The following is a 20537-nucleotide window of genomic DNA, read 5'->3' as shown; positions in this document are numbered from 1 at the left end:
GCCTAGGACTTAGCCGGCAACTGGGCCGCTGCAGTTAGGCCATGCGCCAGCGCCCTGGGTGGCCAGAACGTTTTCGGCCACGGCAATCTGCTGCTCTCGCGTTGCCTGGTCAGCGGTTGCAGCGTACTGGGTGCCGCCATTGGCAGCCCAGGTTTGCGCGTTGAACTGCAGGCCACCCTGGTAACCGTTTCCGGTATTGATATGCCAGTCACCGCCGGACTCGCAGGCGGCAACCTGATCCCAAGCGCTAGCCGGTGCGGCAGTAGCGGCAGGGGCGGCAAGGCCAGCAAGGCCCAGTGCGGCGGCGGATACAGTCAAAATGGTCTTCTTAGAACGCATTGAGAGGAAACTCCTTCTCTTTGTGTCTTTTAGGCTCGCGGTATCTCCTGCAAGCTCATGGTGCACCAACCTACGCACGCTTGTAGAGCAGAAGCAATGCATAGCGTCGTAGAGCTCGCTATATTTTCACTGTCCGGCGTTCAGGGGATTGACAGGCAGGCGTCGCGTTCTAGCGCATGCCGTGGGATTCGGCCGCGATGCCGATGAGCCAGGTGATCCAGTCTTGATCTGGTGATTCTTCTTGCGCCGCCTGCGCAGCAGCGGCGGACCATTTCCGGCCGTCCTGTTCGGCGAGGCCGCCTAAAAAGTCCAGCGCAGATGCGGAATCATGGGGAAGTTCTTGGTCGCCGGAAGAATAAGCCGGCTCGGGTTGCGGCACGGTGCCATACCGGCCTAAGGCCTCCTGCAGGGCATCGATGCGGCGGTGGTGGACTTCTAAGCGGTGGTCCACGTTGTCCTCGTGCTCTGCGCCGACGTAGGCTCGCGCGAAATCCAGCGCATAAACCTGTTCATACTCCCAGGCAAGGAGATCGGCAGCACTTTTTTGCTCTGGTTGGGAAAGCTCTGGGATAGCGGGAGCATCGCCTGGCAGCCAAGCATTGAGTGCGATGGCTTGCTCGGTCACTAGGATGCGCGATTCAACGGTGACTTCATCGGCTGCCGCTGTCGTAGCAGAGGCGGCATTTTCCATGACTTCGGAAGAATCCGCGGCGCGGTTAGCTTTAGTGGGGCGCTCTACCTCACACGAGCGTGGGGGATTGCCGGCATCGTCGGTACCGCAGAGGCGCGTAATTTCGGCATAGAGGGCATCGGCCTGGGAACTGCGGATCCCCGCGGCGTGATCGTCGACGCCGTTTAAAGTAAGGGCGTCGGTTGCGGCGGCGTCGGCAAGCGCGAGCAGCCTATTTTCCGGCCGGGGGCCGAAATAGTCGACGACGGAATCAACTGCCTCGCACCCGGTTAAGGCGGGCAGGGTGGCGGTTGTGGCTACGAGGATCAAAGCTATACGTCGGCGGTTCACGCAAAAGACTGTACCCGGTAGCACGTAGGCTAGTGGGCATGGCTTTCCCAGATGCACAACAATTGACCGAACTCTTGCAGCCAAAGCTAGCTGAGCGGGGATTGGATGTAGAAGACATTAAGACCACCAAGGCGGGGAAGAAATCCCAGGTGGTTATCCGTATTGATGGTGATAAGCGCCCTAGCTCGGACGTGCTGGAGGAAGTATCTAATGAGATTTCTGCTTTCTTTGACGCCAAGGAAGAAGCAGGGGAGCTCAATTTTGGTGCCGGCTACACCCTGGAGGTTTCCACCCCTGGAGTGGATTTGCCGTTGACCGCTCCACGCCACTGGCGCCGCAATCGGGGGCGCAAGGTTTCCTTCGACCTTGGCGATGGCAAGTCTCAGACAGCTCGCATTGGCGCGCTTAACGACGCCGCCGATGCCGTAATCCTCATCACGGCAAATAAAAAGGACGTGCAGACGCGCGCAGAGCGATTGGAAAACATTGCCCGGGCAGTGGTAGAAATTGAATTTGCGCAGCCGTCCGAACAGGAAATAGCGGCGGTGCACAAGACGTTTGAAGAAGCCGAGAATTAACCGGCAACCGAGAGGAATGACAAGTGAATATTGATCTGCAGGCACTTCGCACCATCGAATCCGAACGCAACGTCCCGGTAAAGGACTTGCTGGAAGCGATTGCGGGTGCCTTGTTGTATTCCTACCTGGATTACCGCGAGTCTAATGCTGGCGGCAAGGTGGAAGGCGCCAAGTCCCGCGTCGATATCGATACCACCACTGGTGCAGTCAGCGTCATCGTCTCGGAGCGCGACCCGGAAACTGGGGAAGTAACCACCGAATACGATGACACCCCAGAGAACTTTGGCCGCGTAGGCGCACAGGCCGTGCGCGAGGCCATCTTGCGCAAGCTGCGCGAGGCGGAGGCAGAGCGCACCTATGATTCCTACTCGGGGCTTACCGGCCGCGTGGTCAGTGGCATCGTCCAGCGCGATGCCCGCGCTAATGCCCGCGGCATCGTCGTGGTCCAGTTGGGCTCTGAGCTGGAATCCCAGGACGGCATTCTACTGCCTGCCGAGCAGATTCCCGGTGAAAAGCTGGAGCACGGTGACCGCATTAAGGCCTACGTTGTCGGCGTGAATCGCAATGGTGCCCAGGTGCAGATCAACCTCTCGCGTACCCACCCTGAATTGGTGCGTGGCCTTTTCGAGCTGGAAGTTCCAGAAGTTGCCGATGAAACCGTAGAAATGATTGCTATCGCCCGCGAGGCGGGTCACCGCTCCAAGGTGGCGGTTGTGGGCCACGCGAAGGGCCTGAACGCGAAGGGCGCTTGCATCGGGCCCCGCGGCCAGCGCGTCAACAACATCATGCGTCAGCTCGGCGGTGAGAAGATTGACATCATTGACTTCAGTGAGGACCCCACGGTCTATGTGGGCAATGCGCTAGCCCCCTCAAAGGTGGTTAAGGTCACCGTCGTGGACAACGAGGCACAGGTCGCCCGTGTGGTAGTGCCGGATTACCAGCTCTCCCTGGCCATTGGTAAAGAGGGGCAAAATGCCCGACTAGCTGCTCGTTTGACCGGTTGGAAGATTGATATTCACTCGGACGCTGACGCTAATTAAGGATCTGCGCGGTTGTAGCGTAGTCTAGTAAATGGCCCAGTTGCAGAATGGGGCATAGTGGCGACGCGAAAAGTAAGGAGTTGAATGTCTGAGAGGCTAAGACTCCGGACCTGCATCGCTACTCGCCGCCGCCTGCCAGATACGGACTTGCTACGGGTGGTTATCGACCGAGATGATCCGCATGGCCGCCGTCTGGTAGCAGATCCCCAGCGCCGGCTTCCCGGTCGTGGGGCGTGGATTAGCCCCACCCTTTCTGCACTCGAGCTGGCGGAGCGCAAACGTGCTTTCAAGCGCGCGCTTCGCACGTCCGCACCCGTGGACACAGGTCAGGTACGTCAATACTTGGAAGCGCAGAGCGGACAAGTAACTAAGGCGGAAGACACCGCGTTAGATTCGTACAAACCAGAGTTACAAAGGAAGACCGAACACTGATGAGCGCACAACGATGAAGCATCAGCGATGAACGTCCAACAAACCTAACTAGGGGTCAGGCCAGTTTCCGTGGCCTTGGCTCCTAGTCGATACCAAGAGGAGACAAGTGCCCGGAAAGCTACGTGTTCACGAGCTAGCAAAGCAGCTCGGAGTAACCAGCAAGGAACTGCTCGCCACCCTGAAAGAACAGGGTGAGTTTGTAAAGACTGCTTCTTCCACCATCGAACCGCCGGTGGTTAAGAAGATGCGAGCTCATTATGAAGCACAGTCCGGTGGAGATGAGTCCGCCGAGAAGAAGCAAGACAAAAAGCCTGCCAAGGGTGCTGCTAAGAGCACTGCCAAGGCAAGTGCTCCTAAGCCAGGGGCGCAGTCCGCTGCGGCCAAGCCCGGGGCAAAGGCTGCCGCACCGAAGCCAGGCGCACAGGCTCCGAAGCCGGGGGCCAAGCCTGCCGCACCAAAGCCAGGTCAGGGCGCTCCTAAGCCCGGCGCACAGCCAGCTGCACCGAAGCCAGGCGCACAGGCTCCGAAGCCGGGGGCCAAGTCTGCCGCACCAAAACCCGGCCAGGGCGCGCCTAAGCCCGGCCAGGCTGGTGGCAAGAAGACGGGCGAGCGCCCGACCCCAGGCAATTCCATGCCTCGCCCGATGCCGAAGCCAGGCGGTACCCGCCGCGTAGCCAATAACCCGTTCTCCACGGGCGGCGGCGATAACCGGCCGGGCCCACGTCCAGGCGGCTCTAAGGGCCCGCGTGGCGGTAACAAGCCTGATAACCGCGGCAAGCGCGGCGGCCAAAACGAGGGCGGAAATAACCGCCAGGGCGGCAATAGCCAGGGTGGCGGCGGTCGTCGTCCATCCCCAGCGATGATGCCTTCCCATCCGAATCCTGCATCGATGCCGTCTAAGGCACCGAGCGGTGGTGGACGCGGTGGCCGTGGCCGTGGTGGTCACGGAGGACCAGGCGGCGGTCGGCCAGGTGGCGGCCGTCCAGGCGGTTTCCGTGGCGGCGGACGCGGCGGACGTCGCGGTGGCACCGCAGGTGCATTCGGCCGTCCAGGTGGCGCTCCACGCAAGGGCAAGAAGTCTAAGCGTCAGAAGCGTCATGAGTACGAAGAGCAGCAGAAGCATGTCGTAGGCGGCGTGCGCTTGCCAGATGGCAAGGGCAAGACCGTCCGCCTGCGTCGTGGCGCTTCCCTTTCGGACTTCGCTGAGAAGATCGGTGCGGATCCAGCAGCACTGGTGCAGGCGCTGTTTAACCTTGGCGAAATGGTGACGGCGACCGCTTCGGTATCGGAAGATACGCTGCAGCTGCTCGGCTCTGAGATTAACTACAACGTCGAGGTCGTCTCCCCTGAGGATGAGGACCGCGAGCTCCTCGAATCCTTCGACCTGCAGTTCGGTGAGGACGAAGGCGGCGAGGAAGCGCTGGAGAATCGTCCTCCAGTCGTCTCCGTCATGGGTCACGTTGACCACGGTAAGACCCGCCTGCTGGACGCCATCCGCAAGACCAACGAGGGCGCCCGCGAGGAAGGCGGCATCACCCAGGGCATTGGTGCATACCAGACCACGGTAGACGTGGACGGCGAACGCACCATTACCTTCCTGGATACCCCGGGTCACGAGGCCTTTACCGCCATGCGTGCTCGTGGTGCTAAGTCCACCGATTTGGCTATCCTCGTGGTTGCTGCCGATGACGGCGTCATGCCACAGACCGTGGAGGCCATCAACCACGCCAAGGCTGCGGATATTCCGGTAGTCGTGGCGGTCAACAAGGTGGATAAGCCGGAAGCGCAGCCGGACAAGATCCGTGGCCAGCTCACCGAATACGGTTTGGTTCCGGAGGAATACGGTGGCGACACCATGTTCGTGGACATCTCCGCGAAGCAGGGTAAGAACATCGATCAGCTGCTCGAGTCCGTCATCCTGACCGCGGATGCGGCCTTGGAGCTGACCGCTAACCCAGATATGGACGCACAGGGTGTGGCAATTGAGGCACACCTCGACCGCGGCCGTGGTCCGGTTGCTACCGTCATTGTCCAGCGCGGTACCTTGCACGTGGGCGATTCCATCGTCGTGGGCGATGCACACGGCCGTGTGCGCCGCATGCTCGATGAATTCGGCGGCGACGTCGAAGAGGCCGGTCCATCCCGCCCGGTTCAGGTCCAAGGCCTGTCTGGTGTGCCTGGCGCTGGCGATAACCTGCTCGTGGTGGAAGACGACCGCGTTGCCCGCCAGATTGCCAATCAGCGTGACGCCCGCAAGCGCTCTGCCCTGCAGGCCAAGCAGCGCAAGCGCGTCTCCTTGGAGGATCTGGACAAGGTATTGCAGGAGACTTCGACCCTCAACCTCATCCTCAAGGGCGACAATGCCGGTTCCGTCGAGGCACTGGAAGACGCCTTGCTGGATATCAAGACCGAGGACGAAGTCGAGCTCAACATCATCGACCGTGGTGTGGGCGCTGTGACCGAGACCAACGTCTCCCTGGCTGCGGCTTCCGACGCCGTTATCATTGCCTTCAACACTCGTGCGGAAGGCAAGGCGACGGAGATGGCCACCCAAGAGGGCGTGGATATTCGTTACTACACGATCATCTACAAGGCCATCGAAGAGGTCGAGGCTGCGCTTAAGGGCATGCTCAAGCCGATTTACGAGGAACGCGACACCGGCGCGGCCGAGATCCGTGCCCTGTTTAAGTCCTCCGCAGTGGGTACCATCGCCGGCTGCATGGTCACCGAGGGCAAGGTTGTCCGCAACGGCAAGGTTCGCTTGCTGCGCGATAACAACGTCATCACTGCCGACGCCAAGATTGAGTCCCTGCGTCACGAGAAGGACGACGCAACCGAGATCAAGGCCGGCTATGAGTGCGGTATGGTGCTCTCTTACCCGGATATCCAGGTAGGCGACATCATCCAGGCCTACGAAGAGGTCGAGGTTCCGCGCGACTAAATGACGCCGCCGCAAGGCCCACTTCTACACTCACCGTCTCTCCACTGAATGTGCTTCCAGCACACAGGTGGGGAGGATTGGGGAGAGTGGAAGTGGGCCTTTTGCTTTAGCAGCTTGTTTATAGCGATGATTTTGCATGGCCCACTTCGTACCTGTGCAAGCGGTACGGGTTTTCATTGTCCGGTATTGCGCACTAAACTGGTGGTTTCTATACCGGTTGGCGGTAATTTTAAAGATGGATTCTTTTTGAGCTGGGAGGTTCACATGGTTGATCACGCACGCGCAGCGCGTATGGCCAAGCGCATTCAGGAAATCGTGGCAAGCGCCATCGAACGCCAGATTAAGGATCGCCGCCTTGAGCTGGTGACCATCACGGATACTCGAGTCACAGGCGACCTGCACGATGCCACCGTTTTTTATACCGTGCGCGGAAAAGACATTGACTCCGAGCCGGATTTCCAGCAAGCAGAAGAAGCTCTCAAGCGCGCTAAGGGGCAGCTGCGCAAGATTGTAGGAGATCAACTCTCCGTGCGCTTTACCCCGACGCTGACCTTCGAGGTCGATACCGTCCCAGAAGCTTCAGCTCATATGGAAGAACTATTAGCTCGTGCCCGTGCCCGCGACGAGGAGTTGGCGAAGCTGAAGGAAAACGCCCAGCCCGCAGGGGACGCAAACCCATATAAGACCTCCGATGAAGACGAGGCTTAAGTGACTAAAAAGCAATACCAGCCGGCCGTTGCTGCCCTGCAGGATGCCCACAGCATCTGCATTGTCACGCATCTGCGGCCGGACGCCGATGCTATCGGTTCTGCTGCGGCGTTGCTGCTCGCGTTGCGGCAACAGGGCAAAGACGTGTGCGCCGTCGTGGGCCAAGATCGGGAAATCTCCCGGAACTTATACACCATTCCCGGTGCCGAGGACGTCATCGTCAGCCGCGAACTGCCCGAAGGCTACGACCTTTATGTCACCGTTGATTGTGGTTCCTTGGACCGGACGGGATTTTTTGCAGACCACATTGAGCAGCTAGCCCAGCAAGGCCGGGTTCTGTGCATTGACCACCATTCTTCTAATCCAGGATTCGGTGCCATCAATGTGGTGGATACCGAATGTGAATCCACCACCGTGGTCTTGCTGAGCATCCTGGATTCTCTAGAAATTCAAGTTGACCGTCATATCGCGCACTGCCTTTATGCTGGTTTGATGACTGATACCGGCAGCTTCCGCTGGGGTAGGCCGGCAATGCACGATATTGCCACCCGCCTTATGCATTATGATCTCGATACCAAGCAGATCGCCGCTGACCTCTTGGATTCCAACACACCGGACGATCTACAGATGATTGGTAGGGTACTGGCTGGTCTGCGTATTGAGGAAGCAGGGGAGCACACCCTAGGCATCCTTGTCGCGCGAAGGGATGATATCCACGGCCACTCAGATTCGGCCGTGGAGTCACTGGTGGAATTCGTCCGTGCGCTAGAAGGAACCACCATAGGCGTGGTGTTTAAAGAGCAAGCTCCGGAGGTATGGGCGGTATCCCTGCGTTCCTCTAGGATTGATTGCTCCTCCGTTGCGCTTAACTTTGGCGGCGGCGGGCATGTTCCAGCCGCAGGGTATACCGCTCACGGAGCTCCAGAAGAAATCATTAAGGAATTGGTGGCCGCTATTCAATGAGTACAGGGCAGACGGATGGATTGAACACCCAGGATCGCTCCACCGCCGGCACAGTAACCGCACGCGAGGTCTTTGGCCTCGCGTTTCCTGCGCTTGGCGTGCTAGCGGCGATGCCACTCTATCTTCTGTTGGATACCGCGGTGGTCGGCCGCCTTGGCGCGCAAGAGCTAGCTTCTCTGGCCGCAGCGACCACGATTCACTCCGTGGTGACTACGCAGTTGACATTTTTGTCCTACGGCACGACCGCTCGCTCTGCTCGCCTCTTTGGCTCCGGAAAACGCGAGGCTGCGGTTGCTGAGGGCGTACAAGCTACCTATGTGGCCTTGGGAGTAGGCGGGCTTCTCGCGGTTATCATGTGGATTTTCGGCGGCGTATTTGCTCGTGCTTTAACTGGTGATCCCGCCACGGCTGCCGGAACGGCGTTGTGGCTGCGCATCGCGGCACTTGCCATTCCCGTTACATTGGTGGAAATGGCTGGCAACGGGTGGATGCGCGGAGTCCAAGATACAAAGAAACCGCTGTATTTCACCTTGGCTGGCATGATTCCCGGCGCGATTGCAGTGCCCATCTTTGTCCATTTCTGGGGGCTGGCCGGCTCCGCTATAGCCACGGTACTGGGGATGAGCATTATTGCTGCGCTATTTGTCCGCGAATTACACAAGGAACATACCGGCTCCTGGCACATTCAATGGCATGTAATACGGGAGCAGTTGATTTTGGGCCGCGATCTTATTCTGCGCTCGGCTAGCTTCCAGGTGGCCTTCCTCACCGCCACGGCCGTGGTCTCCCGGGTGGGTACCGCTTCTCTGGCCGGTCACCAGATCATGATGCAGTTGTGGAACTTTATGTCCCTCATCTTGGATTCTTTGGCCATTGCCGCACAATCTTTGACGGGAGCGGCCCTAGGCGCTGGCTCTGCTAAGCATGCACGCGGTGTAGGCAGCAAGGTCGTGTTGTACTCTACGATTTTTTCGGGACTGCTGGCCGCCGTTTTCGCTGCCGGCGCGGGAATTATTCCACGCATCTTTACCTCCGCTCCGGAGGTACTCGATGCCATTGGCCAGCCGTGGTGGATCTTGGTAGCCATGGTCATTGGCGGTGGCGTAGTCTTCGCGCTCGATGGTGTCCTGCTGGGCGCCGGCGATGCTGCGTTCTTGCGCACTTTGACCATTTCTTCGGTCTTGGTGGGATTTTTGCCAGGCGTCATCTTGGCGCATTTTATGGGCACAGGGTTGACTGGCGTGTGGTGCGGCCTTGCTGCATTCATTGCTTTCCGTATGGTGGGCGTGGTCTACCGGTTCCGATCCATGAAATGGGCCGTAGTACAAGAGAACTAGCTGCGCTAAAGTGGGCGTATTGATATTCGCGGGTGATGCACGTCTCCGTGCAGTGCGCAGTTGTTTGGAAGGCAGGTAGAACCTATGCCAACAGTGTGGGCGGTTTCTGACCTGCATGGTGCGGTAAGCGCCAATAGTGAGCGCATTGCTCAGCTCACGCCGCCAGATCCCGCGGATTGGCTCATCGTGGCTGGAGACGTAGCAGAGCGCACCGATCTCATCATTCGAATTCTGCGGCAGCTCAAAGACCGCTATGCCAGAGTCATCTGGGTGCCTGGCAATCATGAACTTTTCTCGCGCTCACAAGAGCAATATCAAGGCCGAGACAAATACACGCACCTGGTAGATAGGTGTAGGGAAATCGGAGTTATCACTCCCGAAGACCCGTATCCGGTATTCCACGGGACTACTATCGTGCCGCTTTTTACGTTGTATGACTATAGCTTCCGTCCACATGGTCTTAGCGTGGACCAAGCTATTGCAGCGGCACGTGCAAAGCAACTGATGATGACGGATGAGTTCGCCATTGCCCCCTATGTAGACATTCGGGCGTGGTGCTGGGATAGATTGGCCTATTCCATTAAACGTCTTTCCCGCGTGAATGGTCCTACGGTGCTGGTCAACCATTGGCCGTTGGTGCAAGAGCCGACGATGCTGTTGCGCTTTCCCGAGATTGCCTTATGGTGCGGAACGCGGCATACACGGTCGTGGCCGCGCCGCTATAACGCCGAATCCGTAATCTATGGACACTTGCACATGTCCTCCCGCATCAATGTGGACGGCGTGGACCACATAGAGACATCGTTGGGGTATCCCCGAGAGTGGCAGGGCCGCGAGACCGCCCAGGCGTGGCCCTATCCGGTACTGCGTTCCTTTGCGGAGGAGGGGACACCATGATGTATCCAGAGCTATTTCCTGACAGTGCGCGATATTGCTATGTGCGCACGGATTCGAGTTACGCGGATTTGGCGAACTTTGAAGACCTTGAGGCTGAAGAAAAGTCTCTCGTTTCTCAGGCAGTTGATGCGCGCAAGGCCGAGTTCGGCGATGCTAGGTGGTGCGCGCACCGAGCCTTGCAGGAATTGGGTGCTAACCCGGCGACGCCGATTTTGCGCGGCGAGCGGGGCATGCCGCTATGGCCAGAAGGCTTTATCGGATCGATGACGCATACTGAGGGAATGCGGGCCGCGGTGGTTGCTCCAACCTCCGCCCTAAAATCTGTGGGCTTGGACGCAGAACCCGCCGAGCCGCTGCCGGATCATGTTCTTGCCATGATTGCCCGAGCCGGGGAGATGCCGCAGCTCTTGCGGCTAAGTAAGGCGGGGATTAACTGCGCAGACCGATTGCTCTTTTGCGCCAAGGAAGCCACGTATAAATCGTGGTTTCCCATGACCTTCCGCTGGCTCGACTTTGATCAAGCTGAAATTGATCTGCGCGAGGATGGCACGCTCATTTCCTATATTTTGGCCCGGCCCACTCCGGTGCCGTTTATCACTGGGCGCTGGGTGATTCGAGATGGCTACGTCATCGTGTCCACATCGGTTCCGGCCCTAGACTTTAGCCATTAAAGGGTAGAAGGCCGTGCGACAAACACGGTGGCTAGGCGCTTGCCCTTTTCCTTGATGAGCGCGACCGCCTGACCATTGGGAGCCACGGCAGCATGCACGCCTTTAAGCCCGCGGGGTTCGAGCCATTTGCCCATAGCTAGAGCCGCCGCCTCATCCTCGGTGACGGATAGAACCGGGAAGCAGCGAGCCAAGGCTTCGTCCAAGCTCAAGGAAAGGCGCGGGGAATCGGCAAGGTCGTCGAGCGAGAGGGCGTCGGCAAGCGTAAAAGGGCCCACCTTTGTGCGGCGCAAAGCAGTAAGGTGCCCGCCTACCTGAAGCGCCTCGCCCAAATCACGGGCCAGGGAGCGGATATAGGTGCCAGAGGAGCAATCTACCGTGACATCTAAGTCGATATAGTCGCCCTCGCGGCGCTGTGCGAGAACGTCGAATGTATCCACCGTTACCGGACGCGCGGGAATGTCTACCTCGTGGCCCTCGCGTACGAGCTCATGGGCGCGGCGGCCATTAATCTTAATGGCTGATACGGCCGCGGGCTTTTGCATGATATCGCCAGTGAGCTTGGTAATTTCAGCGTCAATTGCAGGGCGGTCAACGCCTGCAGCGCTAGCGCCCCAGGAGTATTCCCCCTCGGCGTCATCGGTGGTGGTGGCGGCGCCGAGCCGGATAGTGGCGTCGTAGGACTTAGTGGAGGCAACCATGTGGGCCAAGAACTTGGTGCCCCGCTCCAGGCCAAGGACAAGCACGCCGGTGGCCATGGGATCCAAGGTGCCGGCATGGCCCACCTTTTTGGTGTGAAAATACCTGCGTAGGCGGCCGACAACATCGTGGGAGGTCATACCGGCGGGTTTGTCTACGATGACGAGTCCGGAGTTTGCGAGCGCATCAGTCATAGCCTCTAAGTCTATGCTCTACGATGGTCTGCGTGGATATTTGGTATGGAATCGATGACATCCCTGCGGAATTAGGCCCAACGTCAGTAACAATCGGCGTTTTTGACGGCCTACACCGCGGCCATCAGCAGCTTATCTCCGCCTGTGTGGAGCACGCTCGCGCCAATGGCGAGCGCCCTGTCATGGTGACCTTTGACCCGCACCCGGTGTCGGTATTCTTGCCGGAGCGTGCCCCACTGGCAGTACTCAGCTTTGAGCGCCGGCTGGAATTGGCCGAAGAGCTAGGCATTGATGCCGTGCTTGTCATCGACTTCACCAAAGACCTAGCCGGCGTGGAGCCGCGGCCCTACGTGGAAGAACTGTTGGTGGGAAAGCTCAATGCGCAGCACATAGTGGTGGGGGAGAACTTCACCTTTGGCGCTGGCGCCACCGGAACCGCCCGGGCCATGCAAGATTTTGGTGCCGAGTTTGGCTTTAGCGTAGATATCGTCCCGTTGCTGGATGATGCCGGCGTGCGGATTTGTTCTACCCATATTCGCGAGTGTCTTGCGAACGGGGACATTGAATCCGCTAATTGGGCGCTCGGCCGCCATTTCACCGTGACTGGGCCCGTGGTACGCGGCGCGGGTCGGGGAGGAAAGGAACTGGGATTTCCTACGGCCAATCAGTACTTCCCGGATACGGTGGCCATCCCGGCCGATGGTGTTTATGCAGGGTGGTTTATTGTTCACTCTGACGCTTCCATAGACGGCGACATGCGCCCTGGCGTGGCCTACGCGGCTGCTATTTCCGTGGGCACCAACCCCACTTTTGGTGACGAGGAGCGCTCCATCGAGTCCTTCGTGCTCGACCGCGATGCGGATCTGTATGGATATGAGGCCACGGTGCATTTCGTCGGTCACCTTCGCGATATGGTGAAATTTAATTCCGTGGATGAGCTGCTAGAGGCCATGGCCAATGACGTAGCCAAGGCGCGCCAGGTGCTTGCCGCCGATGCTAAGGCACAAGGCTGGACTGCCAAAGACTATTTCCTACGGGAGAAATAAATGAAGGCCATTCTCGATCTCGATACCGGCATTGATGATGCCTTGGCGCTGGCGTATGCCATAGCCCATCCAGACTTGGAGCTAATCGGTGTGACCTGTACGTACGGCAACGTGACTGTGCCCTTGGCCGTGCGCAATACACTTGCCCTCCTGGAGCTGCTGGGTAAAGGCGATATTCCGGTTTTTGCCGGCCCCAGCCCGGATGGCTTTCGGCCGAGCGAGATTTCTTCTTTTATCCATGGCCGCAACGGCGTAGGCGAGGTCCTCCTGCCGCCGGCAACCGGGCAGGTCCAGTCTCAACCCGCGGCAGAATTCCTCATCCAAGCCGTCCATGAGCATGGCGCTGATTTGGTCATTATTCCTACCGGTCCTTCCACCACGATTGCGGCCGCAATGCGCCAAGACCCCAGTTTTGCCGCGAACGCGCACCTGGTGATGATGGGCGGGGCGCTCACAGTACCTGGAAATGTCACCCCGTGGTCTGAGGCTAATATTTCCCAGGATCCGGAGGCTACCGATTACCTATTCCGCCATGCCGGCGATATCACCATGGTGGGCCTGGATGTCACTTTGCGCACGTTGTTGACTGCGGAGGAATCCGCTCGTTGGCGCGCTTCGGGTACCCGTGCCGGCCGCATCTTCGCGGATATGGTCGATTATTATATTGGTGCCTATGCCACTACGTCGCCGTATTTGGGCGGTTGCGGCCTGCACGATCCACTGGCCGTGGCGGTGGCGGCAGATGCCTCGCTTGTCGACGTCCTTTCGATAAACCTCAAGACCGATACCACCGGCCCTACCCGCGGTCGGACAATCGCAGACGAAACCCGGCTTTCGACACCGGCAACCGCGAAAGTAGCTGTGGGTGTAGATAGCGAGCGCTTTGTGCGGGAGTTTGTAGAACTACTGGAAACCCTCTTTAGCGAGCTCTAGCAAGCCAGACTTAAGGGGCAGGTGGTTTTGATTTTCTGTGTCCGAACGCTGTAAGGTGTTTCTTTGGCTTAGCGACTGCGGTTCACAGCAGTTGCGGCACGTACAAGTCCCGCGCACCGCGCAGGCTTATGCGTCACGATAATGTGGACTGAAATAAAGGAGAAATACTCATGGCTTTGACCACTGAGAAGAAGGCTGAAATCCTCAAGGAGTACGGCCTGCACGAAACCGATACCGGTTCCCCCGAGGCACAGGTTGCCCTGCTGACCTCCCGCATCAATACCTTGACCGAGCACCTGAAGTTCCACAAGCACGATCACCACTCCCGTCGTGGTCTGTTGCTGATGGTTGGTCGCCGTCGTGGCCTGCTGAAGTACCTGGCTGAGAACAATGTCGATCGCTACCGTGATCTGATCTCTCGCCTGGGCCTGCGTCGTTAATTTCGGCTCAGCTTTGGCCCTCTCGCCCCGCCCTTAGGCGGGGCTTTTTGTGGTTTTTCTGTTAGAATTTGACAGCGTTGTCGTAGACAAAATTGACCAGGCGGCACCGACGATCGCCTAAACCACTCAAGGAGACATTTTTTAATGAGCGTTCAGAACTCCGTCGAGTTCAACATTGACGAGGACTTTGGCATTACCGAAGCCATTGCCACGCTAGACAATGGTGACTTTGGTACCCGCACGTTGCGCTTTGAAACCGGCCAGCTAGCCCGCCAGGCAGACGGCTCCGTGACCACCTACTTGGACGATGACACCATGTTGTTGGCCACCACCACCGCTTCTAACCAGCCGCGCGAGGGATTCGACTTCTTCCCCTTGACCGTTGACGTAGAAGAACGAATGTACGCCGCTGGCAAGATTCCGGGCTCCTTCTTCCGCCGAGAGGGACGCCCTTCCTCTGAGGCTATCCTGGCCTGCCGCCTCATCGACCGCCCGCTGCGCCCGACCTTTGTCAAGGGCCTGCGCAATGAGGTCCAGGTTGTCGTCACCGTCATGTCCCAGGATCCGGAAGAGTACTACGACGTCGTTGCCATCAACGGCGCTTCCGCCGCTACCCAGCTGTCTGGCTTGCCCGTCTCTGGTGCTGTAGGCGGCGTCCGCATGGCTCTTATCGCCGACGATAAGCACCCGGAAGGCCAGTGGGTGGCTTTCCCGAACCACGAGCAGCACGAGCGCGCGCTCTTTGAGATGGTTGTTGCCGGCCGCATGGTAAAGAAGGGCCGCAAGGACGACGTGGCCATCATGATGGTCGAGGCCGGTGCCGGCACCAACGTTGCAGAGCGCATTGCTGAAGGCGCCCCTGCGCCGCAGGAAGCAACCGTCGCTGCAGGCCTGGAAGCAGCCAAGCCATTCATTAAGACCCTGTGTGAGGCCCAGAACGGTCTGGCGGAGCGTACCGCCAAGGAAACTCAGGAATTCCCCCTCTTCCCAGCCTATAGTGATGACGTCTTCGAAGCTGTGGAAAGCGCTGCTACCAAGAAGCTAGAGAAGCTGCTGACTATTCCGGGCAAGCAGGAACGCGACGATGCTACCAATGAATACATGGAGCAGGTCGAAGAAAAGCTCTTGGACCAGTTCGAAGATTTGGATGAGGACAACGCCTCGAAGCAGATCCGTGGCGCGTATAACGCCCTGATGAAGCAGATCGTGCGCCAGAAGATCCTCTCTGAGGGCTTCCGCATTGATGGCCGCGGCGTTACCGATATCCGTGACCTTTCCGTTGAGGTGGATTTGGTGCCACGCGCTCACGGTTCGTCCTTGTTTGAGCGCGGAGAAACTCAGATTTTGGGCGTTACCACGCTAGACATGCTCAAGATGGAGCAGCAGATCGATTCCCTGACCCCAGTGGAATCCAAGCGTTATATGCACCACTACAATTTCCCGCCATACTCCACAGGTGAAACCGGCCGTGTAGGTTCCCCGAAGCGCCGCGAGATTGGTCACGGTGCACTAGCCGAGCGCGCCCTGCTTCCGGTCATCCCCTCCCGCGAGGACTTCCCATACGCCATCCGTCAGGTCTCTGAGGCCTTGGGCTCCAACGGCTCTACCTCCATGGGTTCCGTATGCGCCTCTACCTTGTCCCTCTACAACGCCGGTGTTCCGCTGAAGGCACCCGTAGCCGGCATCGCAATGGGCTTGGTTTCCGGTGAGGTCAACGGTAAGGAGAAGTTCGTCGCCCTGACCGATATCCTCGGTGCCGAGGACGCCTTTGGCGATATGGACTTCAAGGTCGCAGGTACTTCCGAGTACATCACCGCCCTGCAGCTAGACACCAAACTGGATGGTATCCCGTCTAAGGTCTTGGCTCAGGCATTGGAGCAAGCTCGTGATGCCCGCTCTACCATCCTGGAAACCATGGCTGAGGTCATCGATACGCCGGATGAGATGTCTGGCCTCGCCCCGAAGATCACCTCTGTGAAGATCCCGGTCAATAAGATTGGTGAGCTCATTGGGCCAAAGGGCAAGACCATCAACCAGATCACCGAGGAGACCGGCGCAGATGTCTCCATCGAAGATGACGGAACCGTCTATGTTTCCGCTGCTACCGGTGAAGCTGCAGATGCTGCCATCGAAAAGGTCAATTCCATTGCTAACCCGCAGCTGCCGAAGGTAGGAGAGCGCTTCCTAGGCACCGTGGTAAAGACCGTTCCGTTCGGCGCATTCGTTTCCCTGACCCCGGGTCGCGACGGCCTGATTCACATTTCCAACCTGGGTGGCGATGAGCGCATCGAAAAGGTAGAAGATGTCATCAACGTTGGCGATAAGGTTCAGGTAGAAATCGCTGACATCGATAACCGCGGCAAGATTTCCCTGGTTCCGGTTGAGGATTAATCCTCAAGCCTAAAAGGCCCTGAGCTCCAGTTCACCCACTGGAAGTCAGGGCCTTTCTTGATGTTTGCGTACCCCGAGCGGTGATGTCAGAACTTTAATTCTGGAAATCAATCACCACGCGCGATGGTTCTTGCAGAAAAGTCACCGAGTAGGGAGTCTTTTTCTTAAGGCCGATAATGAGCTGGGTTTGTGCCTCAAATGTGGTGGTGTAGTTGATTTCGCTCACCACCCCGGCACCCAGAGTAGTGCCTGGGGACATGTATTTTTCCTTGAGCTCAGGGGTTGAAGGCCATGGCGTTCCCTCAATGCCTAGGTTTAGAAAGGTAGTGCCCTGAACCTCAACTGGCTTGCCGGATGCCTGTTGGGCAGGGGCATCGGTATAGGAGGTAAACCACCCCGGTTCACCTTCGCCCTCCAAGTCGATAACAACGCGCGTAAACCCATCATGAGCTCCCACTCGCACACCCGTGGGGATGAGGTTTCCAAGTCCTTCCGGCATATGTTGATGGTCCTCGAGCGAGGCTGTGCCCATGCCCGCAAACGCAACTGGGGACGCGACTTGTGGGATTGATTGCTGGCCAGCATCCGCCGCTGAGGTGCTTTGCGGGGCGGAAGTAGTAGGTGGGGTGGTGCTGGCTGCGGCCTCAGCCGTGTCGACAGTTGACTGAACCTCGCTAAGTGCCGGTGAGCTTTGCTGCGTGGAGTCCTCTGCGGAACAAGCGGCAAGCGCTAATGCGCATCCTGCGCTGGTGGCTAGGGCGAGAGTGCGAGAGAAAATTGAACGAGACAAGTTCATCACTTCCTTGGTGCTTACCGTGCTATAAACCCCATCCTACTGAGGCTGATGGGGCAGGGGTTAGAAAGTGATGCAATTGTTAAACGTCCTAAGAGGCACGTTGCGGAAGCGGGAAGTAGGCCTACTTCTTTAACTGTACGAGCTGAATAAGGTTTCCCACGGTGTCATCAAAAGCGGCAATGATGGAGGGGCCAACATCGGTGGGCTCCATGGTAAAGTGCACGCCCTTGTCGCTGAGCTCCTTGTATTCGCTTTCTATGTCCGTGGAGAGAAATTGGGTGACCGGAATTCCATCGGCCTTTAGCGCCGCGGCATAGTCTTTTGCTGCGGGGTGGCCTTTCGGCTCGAGAAGTAGCTCGGTGTCTCCCTCGCCATCGGCATTGGTGACGGTAAGCCAGCGGAAATCGCCGTGGGTAACGTCATCCTTAACGCGGAATCCTAGCGTGTTGACATAGAAATCGTGAGCGCGTGCAACGTCATCTACGGGAACGGAAGCGATATATCTGCATGCAGGCCATCCTAGTGATGAAGCTCGGGCACCGTTTAGGAGAACACGTTCTTTGCAGCAGGCGAGGAATTGCGCAGCTATCATGCGCGTTAGGATGGGGAGAAAAGTATTAACGATGTGGCTGAAATAAGGAGAACACACCATGGCTATCAAGGTTGGCGTACTAGGTGCTCACGGGCGCGTGGGTCAGGCAATCGTCGAAGGTGTAAACGCAGAAGATGATCTAGAGCTGGTGGCAGAAATCAACCGCGGTGATGATTTGCAGCAGCTTGTCGACGCCCACGCGGAGGTCATCGTGGACTTTACTCAGCCGGACTCCGTCATGGGAAACTTGGAATTCTGCATTGCCCAAGGCATTCACTGTGTGGTGGGGACCACTGGCTTTGATAAGGAACGCTTGGCGCAGGTAGAGGAGTGGACTAAGCAAGACGGTGCTGGCAATGTCCTGATTGCGCCGAATTTTGCCATCTCCGCTGTGCTCACCATGGTGTTGGCAAAGCAGGCCGCTAAGTTCTTTGAAACCGCAGAGGTCATTGAATTCCACCACCCGACAAAGCTGGATGCGCCGTCCGGTACCGCCATACATACCGCTGAAGGGATTGCAGCCGCTCGCAAGGAGGCAGGCTTAGGCGAGATGCCGGATGCCACGGAAAAGCAACTGGACGGTGCACGCGGAGCCAATGTCGATGGCATTCCGGTACACGCGGTACGCACTCGCGGCATGGTCGCACACGAAGAGGTTATTTTCGGTGCCCAAGGTCAGTCTCTGACTATTCGCCAAGATTCTTATGACCGTGCGTCCTTTACCCCGGGCGTACTGGTGGGCGTGCGCCAGATTGCGCAACACCCAGGTTTGGTCGTCGGCCTAGATAAGTACTTGGGGCTTTAAGCTATGGCTAAAGCAAGTGAGCTAGACATTCAGCTCATTGCCGCAACGCAATTTCACGCCCCGCGCACTGTGGACTGGACTGCGGATGATTCGGCCTCAGATGGGGAAGCTCTAGTCGAGTTTGCTGGAAGAGCGTGCTACGAGTCTTTTGACAAACCCAACCCTCGCACGGCAACGAATGAAGCCTATCTGCACCACATCATGGAGGTAGGTCATACCGCATTGCTTGAGCATGCCACAGCAACGATGTACATCGCGGGGCTGTCGCGTTCGGCAAGCCATGAGCTTGTACGCCACCGGCACTTTTCCTTCTCGCAGCTTTCCCAGCGCTTTGTCCACCCAGATGAAACTGAAGTGGTTTTGCCTAAATTGGTGGCCGAAGACGAGCAGCTTAGCCGGTTGGTCATGCAGGCTGTAGATGAAACTCGCTTTGTCTATGACGAGCTGCTTAGCGCGCTCGAAGAGAAACTGGATGAGCCTAATGCACTCCTGCGTAAAAAGCAGGCTCGCCAGGCGGCCCGTGCCGTGCTTCCCAACGCAACAGAAACCCGCATCGTTGTCACCGGCAATTATCGCGCGTGGCGGCATTTTATCGGTGCACGTGCCGCGGAACAGGCCGATGAAGAGCTGCGCCACGTCGCGGTAGAGTGCTTGAAGTTGCTGCAGAGCAAGGCGCCGGTGCTCTTTAATGACTTCAATATCACCACGTTGGCTGATGGCACCCAGATGGCGGCAAGCCCCTACGCCTAACACGCGCGAGACCCCGATGCGGCTAATTGTTAGCCAAAAGGGTAATCTTGACGCCTATGAGCACAGGTATGACAGCAAAGACTGGCGTCGACACCTTTGGACGCATCGGCGTCGCCATGGTTACCCCGTTTGACCGTGACGGTGCGCTGGACGTTGCAGCAGGTCGTCGCCTAGCGGCTCATCTCGTAGACAATGGCGTTGATTCGCTCATCCTAGGTGGAACCACGGGCGAATCACCGACCACGTCGGTTGAAGAGAAGCTGGAGCTGCTCAAAGCCGTAAAGGAAGAAGTCGGAGACCGCGCAAAGCTATGCGCCGGTGCCGGAACGAATGACACCGCAGCTTCCATCAAGTTGGCCAAGGCCACCGCGGATGCGGGGGCAGATAGCCTATTGGTGGTGACTCCGTACTACTCGAAGCCCTCCCAAAAGGGGGTTTATGAGCACTTCGCCGCAGTCGCGCAAGCCACGGATCTACCAATCTGTGTCTATGACATTCCTGGCCGCTCGGGCATCCCAGTGGCGCCGGATACCCTCCGCCGCCTTGCGGATTTGCCGAATATCCAAGCCGTGAAGGACGCCAAGGGCGACCTTCCTGCGGCCGCAGAACTGATCCAAGAAACCGGTCTGGCCTGGTATTCCGGTGATGATCCGATTAACCTGCCGTGGCTTTCCCTCGGCGCTTCTGGTTTCATCTCCGTCATCGGCCATGTTGTGCCGCGTGCCTTGGCAGAACTTTATGAAGCTTTCGACGCGAGCGATATGGCCCGCGCCCGAGAAATCAATACCACAACGCTCCTTCCGCTTACCCGGGCACAAGCACGGTTGGGCGGAGCGACGTTTGCAAAGGAAGCCCTGCGCCTGCAGGGCATCGAAGTTGGCGATACCCGTCTTCCTATTACCGCTGCGAGCGAGGAGGAACGCGAGGTACTTCGCCGTGATCTGGAACAATCTGGAGCCCTTTAAGA

At 58.2% G+C, this 20537-nt stretch carries 21 protein-coding genes; 16 read left to right on the top strand and 5 right to left on the bottom strand.

Annotated elements, in window-relative coordinates:
* Positions 1–9 precede the first annotated feature (9 nt).
* Both ACP8J1_RS07180 and ACP8J1_RS07175 read right to left on the bottom strand, forming a co-directional pair.
* The gene (locus ACP8J1_RS07180) at positions 10–339 is read right to left on the bottom strand and encodes a transglycosylase family protein (RefSeq protein WP_023021329.1); all 330 of its coding nucleotides are present in this window, start codon (positions 337–339) and stop codon (positions 10–12) included.
* 169 nt (positions 340–508) lie between these two features.
* Positions 509–1360: a DUF4439 domain-containing protein gene (locus tag ACP8J1_RS07175; protein WP_034655402.1), complete on the bottom strand. Its 852-nt coding sequence runs from the start codon at positions 1358–1360 to the stop codon at positions 509–511.
* 38 nt (positions 1361–1398) lie between these two features.
* On the opposite strand from ACP8J1_RS07175, the gene rimP reads away from it, so the two are divergent.
* The 9 genes from rimP (at position 1399) to ACP8J1_RS07130 (ending at position 10927) form a co-directional block, all read left to right on the top strand.
* Positions 1399–1938, top strand: a complete 540-nt coding sequence (gene rimP / locus ACP8J1_RS07170; RefSeq protein WP_023021331.1) for a ribosome maturation factor RimP — start codon at positions 1399–1401, stop codon at positions 1936–1938.
* Between the two features lie 23 nt (positions 1939–1961).
* A complete protein-coding gene (nusA, locus tag ACP8J1_RS07165; protein ID WP_023021332.1) occupies positions 1962–2978 on the top strand; it encodes a transcription termination factor NusA in 1017 nt (338 codons plus the stop codon).
* A gap of 84 nt (positions 2979–3062) precedes the next feature.
* Entirely contained in the window at positions 3063–3410 is a 348-nt protein-coding gene (locus ACP8J1_RS07160) for a YlxR family protein (protein WP_023021333.1), read from the top strand.
* 106 nt (positions 3411–3516) lie between these two features.
* Positions 3517–6351, top strand: coding sequence for a translation initiation factor IF-2 (infB, locus tag ACP8J1_RS07155; RefSeq protein ID WP_023021334.1), 2835 nt, complete (start codon positions 3517–3519; stop codon positions 6349–6351).
* A gap of 264 nt (positions 6352–6615) precedes the next feature.
* Entirely contained in the window at positions 6616–7059 is a 444-nt protein-coding gene (gene rbfA, locus ACP8J1_RS07150; protein ID WP_023021335.1) for a 30S ribosome-binding factor RbfA, read from the top strand.
* The gene (locus tag ACP8J1_RS07145; protein WP_023021336.1) at positions 7060–8022 is read left to right on the top strand and encodes a DHH family phosphoesterase; all 963 of its coding nucleotides are present in this window, start codon (positions 7060–7062) and stop codon (positions 8020–8022) included. It begins immediately after the preceding gene.
* Positions 8019–9359, top strand: coding sequence for an MATE family efflux transporter (locus tag ACP8J1_RS07140; protein WP_023021337.1), 1341 nt, complete (start codon positions 8019–8021; stop codon positions 9357–9359). Before ACP8J1_RS07145 ends, ACP8J1_RS07140 begins: the two co-directional genes overlap by 4 nt.
* 84 nt (positions 9360–9443) lie before the next feature.
* Positions 9444–10256: a metallophosphoesterase family protein gene (locus ACP8J1_RS07135; protein WP_023021338.1), complete on the top strand. Its 813-nt coding sequence runs from the start codon at positions 9444–9446 to the stop codon at positions 10254–10256.
* Complete coding sequence (locus ACP8J1_RS07130) at positions 10253–10927, top strand: 4'-phosphopantetheinyl transferase family protein (protein WP_023021339.1); 675 nt, start codon at positions 10253–10255, stop codon at positions 10925–10927. Before ACP8J1_RS07135 ends, ACP8J1_RS07130 begins: the two co-directional genes overlap by 4 nt.
* Here ACP8J1_RS07130 and truB read toward each other — a convergent pair.
* A complete protein-coding gene (gene truB / locus ACP8J1_RS07125; protein ID WP_023021340.1) occupies positions 10924–11817 on the bottom strand; it encodes a tRNA pseudouridine(55) synthase TruB in 894 nt (297 codons plus the stop codon). The two genes, ACP8J1_RS07130 and truB, sit on opposite strands and share 4 nt — an antisense overlap.
* Before the next feature lie 23 nt (positions 11818–11840).
* On the opposite strand from truB, the gene ACP8J1_RS07120 reads away from it, so the two are divergent.
* The 4 genes from ACP8J1_RS07120 to ACP8J1_RS07105 all read left to right on the top strand — a co-directional run bounded on the left by ACP8J1_RS07120 (position 11841) and on the right by ACP8J1_RS07105 (position 16627).
* The gene (locus tag ACP8J1_RS07120) at positions 11841–12863 is read left to right on the top strand and encodes a bifunctional riboflavin kinase/FAD synthetase (RefSeq protein WP_023021341.1); all 1023 of its coding nucleotides are present in this window, start codon (positions 11841–11843) and stop codon (positions 12861–12863) included.
* The gene (locus ACP8J1_RS07115) at positions 12864–13796 is read left to right on the top strand and encodes a nucleoside hydrolase (RefSeq protein ID WP_023021342.1); all 933 of its coding nucleotides are present in this window, start codon (positions 12864–12866) and stop codon (positions 13794–13796) included.
* Between the two features lie 170 nt (positions 13797–13966).
* Positions 13967–14236, top strand: coding sequence for a 30S ribosomal protein S15 (gene rpsO, locus ACP8J1_RS07110; RefSeq protein WP_005278802.1), 270 nt, complete (start codon positions 13967–13969; stop codon positions 14234–14236).
* A 144-nt stretch (positions 14237–14380) separates the two neighbouring features.
* Positions 14381–16627, top strand: a complete 2247-nt coding sequence (locus ACP8J1_RS07105; RefSeq protein WP_023021343.1) for a polyribonucleotide nucleotidyltransferase — start codon at positions 14381–14383, stop codon at positions 16625–16627.
* A 94-nt stretch (positions 16628–16721) separates the two neighbouring features.
* On the opposite strand, the gene ACP8J1_RS07100 is transcribed toward ACP8J1_RS07105, so the two are convergent.
* Together ACP8J1_RS07100 and ACP8J1_RS07095 are read right to left on the bottom strand one after the other, a co-directional pair.
* Positions 16722–17417, bottom strand: coding sequence for an AMIN-like domain-containing (lipo)protein (locus ACP8J1_RS07100; protein ID WP_034655855.1), 696 nt, complete (start codon positions 17415–17417; stop codon positions 16722–16724).
* Between the two features lie 127 nt (positions 17418–17544).
* A complete protein-coding gene (locus ACP8J1_RS07095; RefSeq protein ID WP_023021345.1) occupies positions 17545–18015 on the bottom strand; it encodes a VOC family protein in 471 nt (156 codons plus the stop codon).
* A 58-nt stretch (positions 18016–18073) separates the two neighbouring features.
* On the opposite strand from ACP8J1_RS07095, the gene dapB reads away from it, so the two are divergent.
* The 3 genes from dapB to dapA are packed head-to-tail and all read left to right on the top strand — an operon-like array spanning position 18074 to position 20535.
* Positions 18074–18820 carry a 4-hydroxy-tetrahydrodipicolinate reductase gene (dapB, locus tag ACP8J1_RS07090; RefSeq protein ID WP_023021346.1) on the top strand — a complete coding sequence of 249 codons (747 nt, stop codon included), beginning with the start codon at positions 18074–18076 and terminating at the stop codon, positions 18818–18820.
* Between the two features lie 3 nt (positions 18821–18823).
* Positions 18824–19570: an FAD-dependent thymidylate synthase gene (gene thyX / locus ACP8J1_RS07085; protein ID WP_023021347.1), complete on the top strand. Its 747-nt coding sequence runs from the start codon at positions 18824–18826 to the stop codon at positions 19568–19570.
* A 56-nt stretch (positions 19571–19626) separates the two neighbouring features.
* A complete protein-coding gene (dapA, locus tag ACP8J1_RS07080; RefSeq protein WP_034655398.1) occupies positions 19627–20535 on the top strand; it encodes a 4-hydroxy-tetrahydrodipicolinate synthase in 909 nt (302 codons plus the stop codon).
* Positions 20536–20537 lie beyond the last annotated feature (2 nt).

Source organism: Corynebacterium sp. LaCa_205, assembly GCF_057458085.1.
The sequence above is the reverse complement of the archived record's forward strand: the minus strand, read 5'-3'. Positions and strand labels throughout refer to the sequence as shown.

Coding starts and splice junctions, on each gene's coding strand:
- ACP8J1_RS07180 (WP_023021329.1), bottom strand. CDS start 339: ATGCGTTCTAAGAAGACCATTTTGACTGTATCCGCCGCCGCACTGGGC.
- rimP (WP_023021331.1), top strand. CDS start 1,399: ATGGCTTTCCCAGATGCACAACAATTGACCGAACTCTTGCAGCCAAAG.
- ACP8J1_RS07160 (WP_023021333.1), top strand. CDS start 3,063: ATGTCTGAGAGGCTAAGACTCCGGACCTGCATCGCTACTCGCCGCCGC.
- rbfA (WP_023021335.1), top strand. CDS start 6,616: ATGGTTGATCACGCACGCGCAGCGCGTATGGCCAAGCGCATTCAGGAA.
- ACP8J1_RS07140 (WP_023021337.1), top strand. CDS start 8,019: ATGAGTACAGGGCAGACGGATGGATTGAACACCCAGGATCGCTCCACC.
- ACP8J1_RS07135 (WP_023021338.1), top strand. CDS start 9,444: ATGCCAACAGTGTGGGCGGTTTCTGACCTGCATGGTGCGGTAAGCGCC.
- ACP8J1_RS07130 (WP_023021339.1), top strand. CDS start 10,253: ATGATGTATCCAGAGCTATTTCCTGACAGTGCGCGATATTGCTATGTG.
- truB (WP_023021340.1), bottom strand. CDS start 11,817: ATGACTGATGCGCTCGCAAACTCCGGACTCGTCATCGTAGACAAACCC.
- ACP8J1_RS07120 (WP_023021341.1), top strand. CDS start 11,841: ATGGTCTGCGTGGATATTTGGTATGGAATCGATGACATCCCTGCGGAA.
- ACP8J1_RS07115 (WP_023021342.1), top strand. CDS start 12,864: ATGAAGGCCATTCTCGATCTCGATACCGGCATTGATGATGCCTTGGCG.
- rpsO (WP_005278802.1), top strand. CDS start 13,967: ATGGCTTTGACCACTGAGAAGAAGGCTGAAATCCTCAAGGAGTACGGC.
- ACP8J1_RS07105 (WP_023021343.1), top strand. CDS start 14,381: ATGAGCGTTCAGAACTCCGTCGAGTTCAACATTGACGAGGACTTTGGC.
- ACP8J1_RS07095 (WP_023021345.1), bottom strand. CDS start 18,015: ATGATAGCTGCGCAATTCCTCGCCTGCTGCAAAGAACGTGTTCTCCTA.
- dapB (WP_023021346.1), top strand. CDS start 18,074: ATGGCTATCAAGGTTGGCGTACTAGGTGCTCACGGGCGCGTGGGTCAG.
- thyX (WP_023021347.1), top strand. CDS start 18,824: ATGGCTAAAGCAAGTGAGCTAGACATTCAGCTCATTGCCGCAACGCAA.
- dapA (WP_034655398.1), top strand. CDS start 19,627: ATGAGCACAGGTATGACAGCAAAGACTGGCGTCGACACCTTTGGACGC.